Source organism: Roseobacter sp. FCG-D35 (assembly GCF_033436665.1).
Classification (GTDB): Bacteria; Pseudomonadota; Alphaproteobacteria; order Rhodobacterales; family Rhodobacteraceae; genus JAWQFO01.
In genome coordinates this window covers 849,406-863,129 of sequence record NZ_JAWQFO010000001.1, presented here as the reverse complement: position 1 = coordinate 863,129, position 13,724 = coordinate 849,406, and the positions used below count along the sequence as shown (strand labels likewise).

Sequence of the window (13,724 nt, the reverse complement as noted above, 5' to 3'; positions counted from 1 at the left end):
TGCAGGCATGAACCTCATGGAGACCATCAAGCGTCCGACGCTGCACGAGGAACTGGTCGAGCGCCTCCGCAACCTCGTCGTCGAGGATGCGCTGAAACCCGGTGAGAAGGTGCCCGAAAAGGAGTTGTGCGAAAGCTTCGGTGTCTCGCGCACGCCCTTGCGCGAGGCGCTCAAGGTGCTCGCCTCGGAAGGGTTCGTGGTCCTGCATGCCAATCGCGGCGCGCGCGTGGCCGAGGTGACGCGGGAAGAGCTCGAGAACACCTTTCCGGTGATCGCGGCGCTCGAACAGCTTGCCGGAGAGCAGGCCTGCAACTATCTCGACCCCGAGGAACTGGCGGCGATCGAAGGGCGGCACGCCGAAATGCTGGCGGCCTATGCCGCGCGGGACCGGCAGGAATACTTCCACGCCAATCAGGATATTCACCAGGCCCTGATCCGGGCGGCGCGCAACCCCATTCTCGAAAATCATCACAAGCTGCTGGCCGCGCGGGTCCGTCGGGCGCGGTTCATGGCCAACCTGTCGGAAGACCGCTGGGCGCAGGCCATCGCCGAGCACGAGTCGATGATGGAAAAGCTGCGGCAGCGCGACGGCAAGGCGCTCGGCCGGATCATGAAGCGTCACATGATGAACAAGCACGCCGCGCACATGAAGGCGCTCGACGCGGTGGACCCTGCGTCCGGCGACACGCCGGATCCCTGACCCGGCGATAAGCCGCGCCGGGGTGCAAACTGCGCGGCGGAGCCAGAGCACAGTTTCAACCGGAGACCCCTGAACATGGCAAGCGAACTCCTGTCCCGACAGGCCGACAGCACCCTCTGGATCACCTTCAACCGGCCTGAGGCGCGCAATGCGCTGACCTTCGCGATGTACGAGGAACTCGCGGCGCTCTGTTCGGGTCTCGCCGTGGATGGCGATGTCCGCGCGGTGGTGATCGCCGGCGCCGGGGGCAAGGCCTTCGCAGCGGGCACGGATATGACCCAGTTTCGCGGGTTCGAGACTGCGCAGGATGCGCTCGACTACGAGGACGAGATCACCCGCGTGCTGACGGCGGTCGAGCGATGCCCGGTGCCAACGGTGGCGGCGGTCCACGGCGCCTGCACCGGCGGCGGCGCGTCGATTGCGGCGGCCTGCGACATCCGGATCGCAAGTGCGCAGCTGAAATTCGGCTTTCCCATCGCCCGCACGCTCGGCAACTGCCTGAACGCCGGGAACATCGCCCGCCTGACCGAGCTCATGGGCGCGGGCCGGGTGCGCGAGGTGATCTTCACGGCGAGACTGATGGGCGCGGACGAGGCTCTGGCCTGCGGGCTGGTGTCCGAGGTCCTGCCGGACGAGGCTGCGGTTCTGGCGCGCGCGGAAGCGCTGGCCGATCAGCTGGCCGGCATGGCCCCGCTGACGCTGCGGGCCACCAAGGAGGCCATGCGCCGCAACCGCGAGGCGGTCTCCGTCGATGACAGCGACCTGATCACTTCGTGCTACATGAGCGCCGATTTCAAACACGGGCTCGAAGCGTTCCTGTCGAAATCGAAACCCGAATGGAGCGGCAGATGAGCGGGCAGGGCCCGCTGGCGGGCATGAGGGTCGTCGAGCTTGCCCATATTATGGCCGGTCCTGCCTGCGGCATGATGCTGGCCGACATGGGCGCAGACGTGATCAAGGTCGAAAAACCGGACGGCGACGACAGCCGCCGCTTTCTTCCGCCCGACATCAAAGGCGAGAGCGCCGCCTTCATGATGATGAACCGCAACAAGCGCGGCATTGCGCTGAACCTCAAGGATCCGGACGCCGTCGCCGTGCTGCGCCGGCTTCTCGATACCGCCGATGTCGTGATCGAGAACTACCGGCACGATACGATGGACCGGCTCGGGCTGGGCTACAAGACCCTGCGCCAGAGCAATCCGCGCCTTGTCTACTGCGCGATCTCCGGGTTCGGCCGGACGGGGCCTTATGCCGAGCGCGGTGGGTTCGACCTCATCGCACAGGGCATGTCGGGGCTGATGTCGATCACCGGGGAAGGGCCGGGCCGTCCGCCGGTCAAGCCGGGCGCGCCCATCGCCGATATCACCGCGGGGTTTCTCGCCGCACTGGGCTGCGTCGCGGCCTATGCGCGCGCGCAATCCAGCGGCGAGGGGCAGATCGTCGACACGTCACTGTTCGAGGCGGGCATCTCGCTGACCTACTGGCAGTCCGCGATCGCCTTCGCCACCGGTCAGGCGCCGGGCGCGTTGGGTTCCGCCCATCCGCTCAACGCGCCGTACCAGTCCTTCCGAACCCGGGACGGCTGGATCAACATCGGTGCCGCCAACCAGCGCAACTGGGAGCGTCTGCTGGAGGTGATCGAAGCACCAGAGCTTGGGCAGGTCCCGCGTTTCGCGACCAACCGCGACAGGATGACCAACCTTGCGGAGCTGGTGCCGCTTCTCGAGCAGCATCTGCAGACTCGCGACACGAAGGATTGGCTGGCGCGCATGGATGCCGCCGGTCTTCCGGCGGGGCCGGTCATGGACATCTGCGAGATGCATGAAGATCCGCAGGCAAAGGCGCGCGACATGATCGTTGAGACCGATCACCCCGTGGCCGGTCCGGTCAAGGCCATTGGCCTGCCGATCAAGTTCGGCGCGACGCCCGGGGCCGTCCTGCGGCCCGCGCCGACATTGGGCCAGCACGGGGCCGAGGTCCTGGCCGAACTCGGCTACTCGGGCGCTGCGATCGACGACCTCGAACGGCAGGGCGCGCTGGTCGTCGGCTGACGGCTGCGCGACCCGCCTGCTCTTGCAATCGGATGCGAAACCCGCGGATACCTGTCGCGAGACGCGCAAGCAGCGACGCGATAGACCCGACCTTGGAGGACGGCCATGCCAGACCACGTCATACCGGCACCGCAGGTGCCCAGCATTCCCACCCGCGACGGCGGCACGTTTCCTGTGCGGCGCGTCTATTGCGTCGGGCGCAACTTCGCCGCCCACGCGGTCGAGATGGGGCATGACCCCGACCGCGAGGATCCATTCTTCTTCCAGAAGAACCCCGACAACCTCGATGCCTCTGGAGACTTTCCCTACCCGCCGAACTCATCCGACGTGCATCACGAGGTCGAGTTGCTGGTGGCGCTGAAATCCGGCGGCAGCAACATCGCGCTGGAAAACGCGCTGGATCACGTCTGGGGATACGCCGTGTCGCTCGACATGACCCGCCGCGACCTTCAGGGGCAGATGAAGAAGGCCGGGCGCCCGTGGGAAATCGGCAAGGCCTTCGAGCGCTCGGGGCCGGTCGCGCCGCTGGTTCCTGCCGCCGACATCGGTCACCCGGACCAGGGACGCATCGCGCTGAACGTGAATGGCGAGCCGCGGCAGGAAGGCGACCTCAACCAGATGATCTGGAAGGTGCCCGAGATGATCGCCTACCTTTCCGAGTACTTCACGCTGGCACCGGGTGACGTCATCATGTCCGGAACGCCCGCCGGCGTTGCGGCGGTTGTGCGCGGCGACGTGATGGAGGCCACGATCGAGGGTGTGGGATCGCTGCGTGTAAAGGTGACTTGAGCGGGCAGGCTAAGGTGCGGATGTCGCGGGGCCTGAGGCGGGCTCCGCTGGTCGGAACAGCACGAGGCTGCGCAGCAACTCGAACTTGACGCGGTTTGCGCTCACCTGCCGATAGAAGGCGATCAGGAAGGTCGTCGGCCCCTGGAGCCGGCCCAACCCGACCGTGGCGGCGACAACCGTCCCGACGTCCGACTGCCCCTTCAGCACCAGCCACCCGCCAAGCATCAGCACGCCGACCACGCCCGCACCGTTGATCAGGCTGAGCAGGAACTTCGTCGAAAGTTTCCATCGGAACATCGACTTGCGCAGCGCGAAGATCTCGTCGAACTCGGCGGTGATGGAGGTGGCCGCCGAGGCGACGTTCCGCGCGGTGATCTGATCGGTCGCCGCCCGCAGGATCCGGATGCGCTCGGCGACCAGCGTGTTGACCTTGCGCTGGGTCATCAGCACGAGGATGACCTGCGGTACGATGATCGACACGGCAATCAGGCCAAGGCGCGGCTGGGTCGCGGCAATGAAGGCGATGACGCTGATCAGCGTGCCGATCTGCAGAACAGGCGCGGCCAGAGCGTCGCCGGCGAACTTGCCCAGATCCTCGGCCTCCGAGGACACGGCTGTCGTCAGCGCACCGGTGCGGACATCCGAGGACTCGGCCACCCCGTCCGAGGCACGCGCGATCAGGCGCGTCCGGATCAGCCGGATCACGTCTTCGCCAAGCACCTGCGAGCGGTAGCCGGCGACCCATTTGAGCCCGAGGCTCAGCACCACCACAGCCATCATGCCGCCGCCCAGCAGGAACAGACGACCGGCCTCTGCCGTGCCGTCCGCGAGGTGATTGATGATCTCCTGCTGAAATTTGAGCGGCGCCGCGGCCAGTGCCGCGATCATGGCCGACAGCACGATCAGCACGATCTGGCGCCTGCCGCTGATGGTCCAGATCGCACGGTAGAGTTCGAACACCTGCAGCCCCCGGTTGTTTCGTCGCGACAGGGATAGCGGCTGAAGCCGTCCGGCGTAAACTGCTGCCTGTCAGTGGCGCGATGGGCGCACAATCTGAGGAGACGGATCATGCATGTTCGCGTCGGGCTGTTCGCGGCCCTGATCAGCGCCGCCGCCGCGGTTGCCCAGACACCGCCGTCGCCGCGAGAGATCGCGAATTACGAGGGGCTCTTCCGCGCCGCGCAGGAGGGAGACGCCGAAACGATCGGGCGGCTTGTCGCAGCCGGTGCCCGGCTGGAGCGACGCGACCGCAACGGGCGCACGCCGGTCCACGTCGCCGCCTTCGCGTCGCAAGACGCCGCGCTGCAAGCACTGGCGGAGGCAGGTGCCGACATGAACGCCCTCGATGCGCAAGCCTACGATGCCGTCACAATCGCGGCGGTGGCGGACGATCCCGAACTTCTGTCGCTCGCGATCCGTCTCGGCAACGATCCCGGGCTGGTGACCAGCCCCTACGAGGGAACGGCCCTCATAGCCGCGGCTCACCTCGGCCATGCCGAGGTCGTGCGCCGCCTCATCGCCGCCGGCGCGCCGCTCGATCATGTCAACAATCTGCACTGGACCGCCGTGATGGAAGCGGTGGTGCTCGGCGACGGCGGGCCGGACCACCTCGCCGTGCTCGACGCGCTTCTGGCCGCGGGGGCCGACCGCACCCTGGCCGACAGGGATGGGGTGACACCGCTCGAACATGCGCAGCGGCGCGGATATGACGCGATGGTCCGGCGCCTGGAACGTCCCGACTGATACATCGCCCGGCGGAGTGTCTTCGTTATCAGGGCAACCCGAACTCCGCCTATTCCGCCGGGGTCTCGGCCTTCGAGGCAGGGTGGATCTTTTCGCGCAGACCCTGGATCGCCTTGAACAACACCGGGCCGAAGATCGTGCCGGCAACCGCCGCGGCGATGGCACCGCCGAAGACGGTCAGGCCAAGAGACACGCGGCTTGCCGCGCCTGCGCCCTCGGCGATGACCAGCGGATAGACCCCGACGACGAAGGCCAGAACGGTCATCATCACCGGGCGAAAGCGCAGGCGCGCGGTCTGCAATGCCGCCTCGTGCAGCCCCAGCCCCGCGACCTCGCGCTGCTGCTTGCCGAACTCGACGATCAGGATCGCTGTCTTGGCGGCGAGCCCGATCAGCATCAACAGCCCGATCTGGCCGTAAAGACTGAGCGGTTCGCCCGCGATCAGCAGGGACAGGACCGCCCCGAGGATGGCGAACGGCACGCAGACCAGCACCGCCACCGGCGTCAGGAAGCTTTCGTAGAGCGCGGCGAGAAAGAGGTAGGTAAAGACCAGCGACAGCGCCAGAGCGATCGGTACGGCGTTGCCCGAGGCGCGTTCCTCGAAGCTCGAATCGGTCCACTCGTAACGGTAGCCTGGCCCCATCTGCTCGGCCGCGACCGCCTCCATCGCGTTCATCGCATCGCCGGAACTGAACCCCCCTGCCGCATTGGCGACGCCCGTGATCGTCGCCGAATTGTAGGTGTTGTAACGGTACATGACATCGGGCCCCAGCGAGGGTCCGGGCGTGACCACGGCGCTGATCGGCACCATCTCGCCCGAGCGGTTGCGCACGAAGAAGCGGTCGAGGTCGCGCTCGCTCTGACGGAACTCGGCGTCGGCCTGCAGCATCACCTTGTAGGTCTGGCCGAAGAGGGTGAAGTCGTTGACGTAAAGACCGCCAAGCTGCGTTTGCAGCGTCTGGAACACCGACGTCACCGGCACGCCCAGCGTTTTCGCGCGCAGCCGGTCGATGTCGAGGTTCAGCTGCGGCGACGAGGCGTTGTAGGTCGAGAAGGCCCGCGCGATCGCCTCCTGCTGGTTTGCGCCCGCCACCAGCGCCCCGAGGGCCGCCTCGAGCTCGGCGGGGCTGCGGCCCTGGGTGTCCTCGAGCACGAAGGAGAAACCCGCCACAGTGCCGAGGCCCGGGATCGCGGGCGCGCCGAAGATGATCGTCTGCGCCTCGGGCATCTGGTTGAAAAGCTGCTGGTACTTCTGCATCAGGAACGCCTGATGCTGCTCCTCGTCGGGCCGCTCCTCCCAGGGTTTGAGCTTGGCGATGACCATGCCGGTGTTGGATTGCAACGCGGTGTTGAGAATGCTGTAGCCGTTGACCGACAGCACGTTCTCGATGGCCTCGTCCTGGCCGAGTGTCTCGGTGATCTCGTCCATGACCTCTTCGGTGCGGTTCAACGCGGCCCCCGCAGGCAACTGCACGTCGACGATGAAGAACCCCTTGTCCTCTTCGGGGATGAAGCTTTGCGGCACCTGTGTGAAAAGCGTGTAGAGCAGGAAGATCAGTCCGCCGATCAGCGGCAGCGACAGCCAGAGCGCCCGGCAGAGCAGATCGACCAGACGCACGTAACCACTGGTCAGCCGGTCGAAGCCCGCGTTGAAGACCCGGATCACCGGGTTCGGCTTCATGCCGGGTTTCATCAGCAGGCGCGCCAGCGCCGGGCTGAGGGTCAGCGCGTTGACCATCGAGATCAGCACCGAGACCGTCAGCGTGGCGCCGAACTGGCCAAACATGCGCCCCGTGATGCCGGGCAACAGCATCGTGGGTCCGAAGACGGCGGCCAACACCAGCGACGTCGCCACGATCGGGCCGGTCACCTCGTCCATCGCCGCCTTGGTGGCCTCGGCCGGGGTCATGTCGTGGTTCTCGTGCAGGATGCGCTCGACGTTCTCGACCACGATGATCGCATCGTCCACGACGAGCGCGATGGCGAGGATCAGCGCAAAAAGCGTCACGGTGTTGATCGACATGCCGAAGGCATAGAGCACGGCAAGCGTGCCGATGATCGACACGGGGACCGCGATGGTCGGGATCAGCGTGGCGCGGACGGTGCCCAGGAAGATGTAGGTGACCGCGATCACCAGCACGATGGTGAAGCCCATCGTGATCACCGTCTCTTCCAGCGAGGCGCTGATGAAGAGTGTCGTGTCGTGCCCGATCTCGTGGGCGACGCCTTCCGGGAAACCCTGCGACAGCTCGTCCATCTTGTCGCGCACGGCCTCGGCGACGGCCAGCGAGTTGGCCTCGCTCAGCTTGTAGATCGCCATCAACACGCCGGGGCCGTTGTTGAATTCGCCATAGCCCTTGTAGACCTCGGCCCCGAGTTCGATCCGGGCGACGTCGCGCAGGCGGATCACCGAGCCCGCATCGTCGGCGTTCAGGATGATGTCGCCGAATTCCTCCTCGTTCTCGACCCGGCCCTTGGTGGTCAGCACGTACTGGAACTCGGTCGCCTCCGGACTCGGGGCCGCGCCGAGCTGGCCGACGGCGGCCTGCACGTTCTGCTCGCGCACCGCCGCCACGATCTGATCGACGGTGATGTTGCGGTTGGCCATGGCAACGGGGTCGAGCCAGGCGCGCAGCCCATAGTCCAGCGCCCCGATGATCGACGCCTCGCCGACGCCGGGGATGCGGGCCAGTTCGCCCTCGACGTTGATCGAGGCGTAGTTCGACAGGAACACCCGGTCGAACCGGTCGTCAGGCGTGTAGAGGTTGACGATCATCAGGATGTCGGGGTTTCGCTTGCGCACCATGACCCCGCGTTGTCGCACCTCGGGCGGCAGGCCGGGTTCGGCCAGCGCCACGCGGTTCTGGACGTCGACCTGCGCGAGATCCGGGTCGGTGCCGACCTCGAAAGTCACGGTCAGGGTGTAGCTGCCGTCGCTGGCGGCCTTCGAGGACATGTAGACCATGCCCTCGGCCCCGTTCACTTGATCCTCGATGAGGCTGCCGACCGCCTGCAGAACGGTCTCGGAGGAAGCGCCGGGATAGTTCGCGCGTACTACGACCTTGGGCGAGGAGATGTCCGGGTACTGGTCGACGGGCATGACCTGAACGGCCAGAAGCCCGAACAGCGTGATCAGCATCGAGATCACCAGCGCGAACTTCGGCCGGCCTATGAAGAATGCTGGACCCATTTCAAGTTATCCCCCTCGGGCAAGTCGTGGCGTTCAGCCCTCCCAGGCCTCGCTGGTGACCGGCGCGCCTTCGCGGACCTTCTGCAGCCCTTCGACGATCACTGTTTCCTGCCCGTCGAGCCCTGTCGCGATCGTCCAGTTGCTGCCGGTGCGGATCCCGACCTCGACATCGCGCCGCTGCGCCGCGCCGTCCGCGCCCACGATCCAGACGAAATGCCCAAGCTGGTCGTATCCGACAGCGCGCTGCGGCACGACGACGGCCTCGACCGGCTCGATCAATTCTCCCCGCAGGGTCACGTTCTCGCCCGGCAAGAGCAGCCCGTCGGGATTGGGAAACAGCACGCGCGCCGCGATGGTGCCGGTGCTCGCGGCGGCGGTGTTGTCCCAATTTTCGAACTTGCCGGTCTCGGCGTAGATGCTGTCGCCCGGCAGAACCAGGCTGAGCTCGAGCGGCGGGATCGAGACCCCGGCCGCGTCAAGCCGGAGCCGGCGCGCGATGTAATCGAAGTAGTTGGTCTGATCGACGAGCCCGACGGCATAGATCGGATCGAGCGAGACGATCGTGGCGACCGCCGGAGGTTGGGTCGGATCACCGATCGCGAACAGGTCGCCCACCGCATAATTCGGCGCGCCGATGCGCCCGGTGAAAGGCGCCGCGATCTTGGTGTCATCGAGATTCTTTTTCGCTTGGTCCAGCCTTGCCCTCGCGACCTCGCGCTGGGCGTGGGCCACGTCGGAGTCGGCCTGCGCGAACTCGACATCCCGCTCGGACACGGTCTCGCGCTCGACCAGCTGCTGGGCCCGGTCGAGGTCGGCGTCGGCCTTCACCACGGCGGCCTCGGCCTGCTTGAGATTGGCCTCGGCCTCGGCGACGGCGATGCGAAAGTCGGTGTCGTCGAGCTCGATCAGCAGGGTGTCCTTGTCGACGATCTCTCCGGCGGTGAAGTGCAGGGCGGTGATCTGGCCGCTGACGATCGGCCTGACCGACGCGGTCTGGACGGCCTCGATCCGTGCCGGATGCTCGAATTCCGGCCGGATGCTGTCACGCGCGACCTCTATCGTCAGAACCGTGGGAGGCGGTGCATCCTGGGCTGCCGCGCAGAGTGGAAACAGCATGATGACCGTCACCGCAGTTCGAACCCACCCGGCCACAAGCATTCCCGTTCTCCTTCTGTGCAGCACACAGGACTATCGCCTGACGACAACTTACGTCGCGGAAGTCGTTTGTCGAATGAAGAAAACGACCCGTAATCGCCTAGTCGCTGGTCGGGTTGCGCGTTGCGACGCGCATGTGTTCGGGTCCTGCCTGCGGTTGAGCACGACATCGCCGCCGGTCATCGGCTGCGCATCCAAATGCGTCGGATTCAACTCAAAAATGTATTATTGTGTCCTTTTTCATTTTCTGATTGCCAAGTCGGAGGGGCGCCTCATAGTCGGCGCGGGGCTGGAACTGTTGCATCTTCGCGATGCGCGCGGCCCCAGTGTCAACATTTGGAGCCGACGAACTCATGGGCGATATTAAGAATCCCAAAACGCAATTTACCTTTGTCGATACCGATCTGGTTTCGAAAATCTGGATCGGCGGTGGCATGTCCGATGCAGCGTCAATCGTGGGCGCGGAATTCGCCGACATCACGGGCGGAACACACATCGACAACGGCGAACTCGACGACATCCTGTCCGCAGCCCTGACCAGCCGCGGCTGGTCCGACGTGCCCGGTCTCGACGGCGTCGAGATCGTCTCGCTGACCAGCGAGTCCTTCACGATCGCGATCGACGGAAGCGGTGGCAGCAAGGACTACTACACCTTCACCGGCGACGCCGCGGCAACCGCCATCGCCTCCATTTCCGGCGGCCATATCGACATCAAGAACAGCAAGAGCCAGGTCGCGATCTTCGATACCGATGCCGTCTCGAGCATCTGGATCGGTGGCGGCAAGAGCGACGCGCGCAATCTCGTCGGAGAGGAATTCGCGGAGATTACGGGAGGGTCGCGGATCCACGACCACGAGGTGGAAGGTCTCTTGGCCGCAGCCACCAGCGGGTCGAGCTGGACCAACCCCGACGCACATGGGCTTGGCGGCGTAGAACTGCTGACGCTGACTGATGACGAGTTCACGCTGACGATTGATGCGGCGGGACCGACCCGCGACACGATCATTTTCAAGGGCGCGGATGCCGCCGACGCGATCGTGTCAGTTGCGGACGAGCATATCGACATCAAGAACAACAAGACGCAGGTCGGCTATTTCGACGTCACGCGTGCGGACAGCACGTTCTTCCTCGGGGGAGGGGCGAGCGACAAGTCGATCGTGTCGGACGAATTCAACGACCTCGTGGCGGGCAGCCAGCTCAACAAATCCGAGGTCCTGAGCATTTTCGAGGCCATCACGTCCGGCGGAAGCTGGGGCAATCCGGGGTCCAACGGTCTGGATAGAGTCGAACTGGTGGGGATGGACAACGACAGCTTCACCATTGCCCTCGATACCGGAGGTCCGGCAGTCGACTACATCATCTTCGACAACGTGCATACGCTCGACGGAGCGACCGCCTACGGGTTCGCGGCCGACGACCTGGCGATCGTCTGACCGGCTGAACGGCTCCGTCGGATCCGGTGCGCGACACGCGCGGGTTCGCGAAGACCGGCCGAAGACCCGCGCCCGGCAGCTTTCCAGGTTGCCGGGCGTCTTCAATTGCAATGGTGCTGGAGCCGTTGCCGATCCGTAGCGCCCGCGACCGGAAAACGAACGTGTCTCCGCCACAAGCGTCGCACGCGCTTCAGCGGCACGTGATCGGGTGCTTCCGGAAGTGCAACATGGAGGCGAGTACCGGAATCGAACCGGTGTACACGGATTTGCAATCCGCTGCGTCACCACTCCGCCAACTCGCCGCTCATGGTGTGCGCGAAGTGCTATATGATCTGTATCCCAGCCGCAAGAGCCGGCGCGCGCGGCGCGGGCATGCCACAGCCCGGGCAAAAACGGCAAACGCGTCGTTGCCGCTGGGGGTAAGTTGTGGCACATCTGGAAGCGATAAATCTGAACGGATGAGTTTAGACCCATGACTGACTTCGCGGCGCGCCGCACGATGATGGTGGACACCCAGGTGCGGCCCTCGGATGTGACGAAGTTCCCCATCATCGACGCCATGCTGAGCGTGCCGCGCGAGGATTTCGTGCCGGTCGCCAAGCGCGAGGCGGCCTATCTCGGCGAAAACCTCGACCTTGGCGATGGCCGGGTGCTTCTGGAACCGCGCACTCTGGCCAAGATGCTGGATGCGCTGGACATTTCCGATGACGAGCTGGTTCTGCACATCGGTGCGGGGCAGGGCTACAGTGCCGCCGTGATTGCGCGCATGGCCGAAGCCGTCGTTGCGGTCGAGGAGAACGAGGACCTCGCGCGCGAAGCCGGCGAGGCGCTGACCGGCGCCGGCGCCGACAATGTCATGGTCCACACCGGGCCGCTGGCCGAGGGCGCCGCGCAGCACGGACCCTACGACGTCGTGCTGATCGAGGGCGGCGTTGCGGAATTTCCTCAAACGATCGCCGATCAGGTCAAGGACGGCGGGCGCATCGCCTGCCTGTTTATGATCGGCGCGCTGGGCGAGGTGCGCATCGGCTACAAGCGCGACGGCCACATCTCCTGGCGCCAGGCGTTCAACGCAGGTGCTCCGGTGCTGCCGGGCTTCGAGAAGGAACTGGCATTCAAACTCTGAAAAAGCCCGCGCAGGCCGAAAACAAGAACTGAACGGTCGCGGCTCCGGGGGCAGGCAGGTCAACAAGGGTGGTGACATGAAGGCAGTGACAAGAGGGCGCGGATTGCGCCGCACGGTGACGGCGGTTCTCTTCGGAACGCTTGCGGCTTGGACCCCGGTGCGCGCCGACACGCTGGCCGACGCGCTGGTCGGCGCCTATATCAACAGCGGGCTTCTGGACCAGAACAGGGCGCTTCTGCGCGCCGCTGACGAGGACGTGGCCGGGGCGACGGCGCTCTTGCGTCCGATCCTGAACTGGTCGGCCGATCTGACCCGGGACTTCGGCGATACACTGACCTCGAACGATTTTCAGACCCGCGGGCTTGAGGCCACGACCGCGGCGATCAACCTGACCCTCGACATGCTGTTGTGGGACAACGGGGCGACGCGGCTCGGGGTCGACGTGGCCAAGGAGACCGTGCTTGCCACGCGGCAGAACCTGGTCTCGGTCGAACAGCAGGTGCTGTTCCGGGCGGTGCAGGCCTTCATGGATCTGCGCGCCGCCATCGAGTTCGTCGACGTCCGCCAGAACAATCTGCGGCTTCTGACCGAGGAACTTCGCGCGGCGCAAGATCGGTTCGAGGTTGGCGAGGTCACGCGGACCGACGTGGCGCTCGCAGAGGCGGCGCAGGCGCAGGCGCGCAGCGGTCTCGCGCAGGCGCAGGGCAACCTGATCAGCGCGCGCGAGGAATATCGCAACGCCGTCGGGCGCGAGCCTGGGCGCGTCGAGGTTCCACCCTCGATCCCGAACCTCGAAGGCAACGTCGAGGCCGCAAAGGCCGGCGCGCTCCGTGTGCACCCCAATATCCGCGCAGCCCAGCACCAGGTCGCGGCGGCGGAGTTGGCGATCCTGCGGGCCAAGGCGCAGATCTCGCCCAGCCTGCGCGGAGGCGGCCGGCTGGGATATTCCGAGCGCGTCGATTCCGACGCGTTCACGCGAGGCGGCTCGATCGGGCTGAACCTGAGCGGTCCGATCTACCAGGGCGGCGCGCTGGCCTCGAACGTGCGCCGTGCGATGGCGCTGCGTGATTCCGAGCGCGCCAATCTCTACACCGTGCAACTCGACGTGGCCCAGAACGTAGGCACGGCCTATGCCGAGCTCGCCGCCGCTCGAGCCAGTGTCGCGGCCGCCGAACGCGGCATCGAGGCCTCGACCATCGCCTTCGAGGGGGTGCGCGAAGAGGCCACACTGGGTGCGCGGACCACGCTCGACGTGCTCAACGCCGAGCAGGATCTGCTGGATGCCGTGAACACGCGGATCGAGGTTCAGACCCAGCTTTATGTCGCGGCCTATGGTGTGCTGGCGGCGACCGGGCAGCTGACCGTGCGCGATCTGCGCCTGAATCTGCCGCAATACGACCCGGCGGCCTATTACAACCTCGCCAAGGACGCGCCGGTCCGCAAGTCCAAGCACGGTCAGGCGCTCGACAGGGTCCTGGAGAGCCTGCAAAAACGGTGACGAATTTAACCGGGCGTTGTGCGGAGAGCCGGGGTAGGC

Annotated in this window: 11 protein-coding genes and 1 tRNA gene; 8 read left to right on the top strand and 4 right to left on the bottom strand. The window is 65.9% G+C overall.

Annotated elements, in window-relative coordinates:
* The first annotated feature begins 7 nt into the window (after positions 1-7).
* The 4 genes from R5H30_RS04000 (at position 8) to R5H30_RS03985 (ending at position 3,540) form a co-directional block, all read left to right on the top strand.
* Positions 8-700, top strand: a complete 693-nt coding sequence (locus tag R5H30_RS04000) for a GntR family transcriptional regulator (RefSeq protein WP_318326723.1) — start codon at positions 8-10, stop codon at positions 698-700.
* Between the two features lie 75 nt (positions 701-775).
* Complete coding sequence (locus R5H30_RS03995; RefSeq protein ID WP_318326722.1) at positions 776-1,552, top strand: enoyl-CoA hydratase/isomerase family protein; 777 nt, start codon at positions 776-778, stop codon at positions 1,550-1,552.
* Positions 1,549-2,751 (top strand): CaiB/BaiF CoA transferase family protein, encoded by a 1,203-nt coding sequence (locus R5H30_RS03990; RefSeq protein WP_318326721.1) that lies wholly within the window; start codon positions 1,549-1,551, stop codon positions 2,749-2,751. Before R5H30_RS03995 ends, R5H30_RS03990 begins: the two co-directional genes overlap by 4 nt.
* A gap of 105 nt (positions 2,752-2,856) precedes the next feature.
* Entirely contained in the window at positions 2,857-3,540 is a 684-nt protein-coding gene (locus tag R5H30_RS03985; RefSeq protein ID WP_318326720.1) for a fumarylacetoacetate hydrolase family protein, read from the top strand.
* A gap of 9 nt (positions 3,541-3,549) precedes the next feature.
* Here R5H30_RS03985 and R5H30_RS03980 read toward each other — a convergent pair whose 3' ends face one another.
* The gene (locus tag R5H30_RS03980; protein WP_318326719.1) at positions 3,550-4,500 is read right to left on the bottom strand and encodes an ABC transporter transmembrane domain-containing protein; all 951 of its coding nucleotides are present in this window, start codon (positions 4,498-4,500) and stop codon (positions 3,550-3,552) included.
* 108 nt (positions 4,501-4,608) lie between these two features.
* Between R5H30_RS03980 and R5H30_RS03975 the strand changes: the two genes are divergently transcribed.
* Positions 4,609-5,283 (top strand): ankyrin repeat domain-containing protein, encoded by a 675-nt coding sequence (locus R5H30_RS03975; protein WP_318326718.1) that lies wholly within the window; start codon positions 4,609-4,611, stop codon positions 5,281-5,283.
* Positions 5,284-5,332: 49 nt separating this feature from the next.
* Here the strand turns inward: R5H30_RS03975 and R5H30_RS03970 are convergent, their stop codons facing one another.
* Together R5H30_RS03970 and R5H30_RS03965 are read right to left on the bottom strand one after the other, a co-directional pair.
* Positions 5,333-8,473, bottom strand: coding sequence for an efflux RND transporter permease subunit (locus R5H30_RS03970; protein ID WP_318326717.1), 3,141 nt, complete (start codon positions 8,471-8,473; stop codon positions 5,333-5,335).
* 33 nt (positions 8,474-8,506) lie between these two features.
* On the bottom strand, positions 8,507-9,631 hold the full coding sequence (locus R5H30_RS03965; RefSeq protein ID WP_318326716.1) for an efflux RND transporter periplasmic adaptor subunit: 1,125 nt from the start codon (positions 9,629-9,631) through the stop codon (positions 8,507-8,509).
* 350 nt (positions 9,632-9,981) lie between these two features.
* On the opposite strand from R5H30_RS03965, the gene R5H30_RS03960 reads away from it, so the two are divergent.
* On the top strand, positions 9,982-11,061 hold the full coding sequence (locus R5H30_RS03960; RefSeq protein WP_318326714.1) for a hypothetical protein: 1,080 nt from the start codon (positions 9,982-9,984) through the stop codon (positions 11,059-11,061).
* A gap of 228 nt (positions 11,062-11,289) precedes the next feature.
* Here R5H30_RS03960 and R5H30_RS03955 read toward each other — a convergent pair.
* Positions 11,290-11,363 (bottom strand) — tRNA-Cys (locus R5H30_RS03955).
* A 170-nt stretch (positions 11,364-11,533) separates the two neighbouring features.
* Here R5H30_RS03955 and R5H30_RS03950 point away from each other — a divergent pair.
* Together R5H30_RS03950 and R5H30_RS03945 are read left to right on the top strand one after the other, a co-directional pair.
* Positions 11,534-12,187 (top strand): protein-L-isoaspartate O-methyltransferase family protein, encoded by a 654-nt coding sequence (locus tag R5H30_RS03950; RefSeq protein WP_318326713.1) that lies wholly within the window; start codon positions 11,534-11,536, stop codon positions 12,185-12,187.
* Positions 12,188-12,263: 76 nt separating this feature from the next.
* A complete protein-coding gene (locus R5H30_RS03945; RefSeq protein WP_318326711.1) occupies positions 12,264-13,685 on the top strand; it encodes a TolC family outer membrane protein in 1,422 nt (473 codons plus the stop codon).
* Positions 13,686-13,724: the final 39 nt, after the last annotated feature.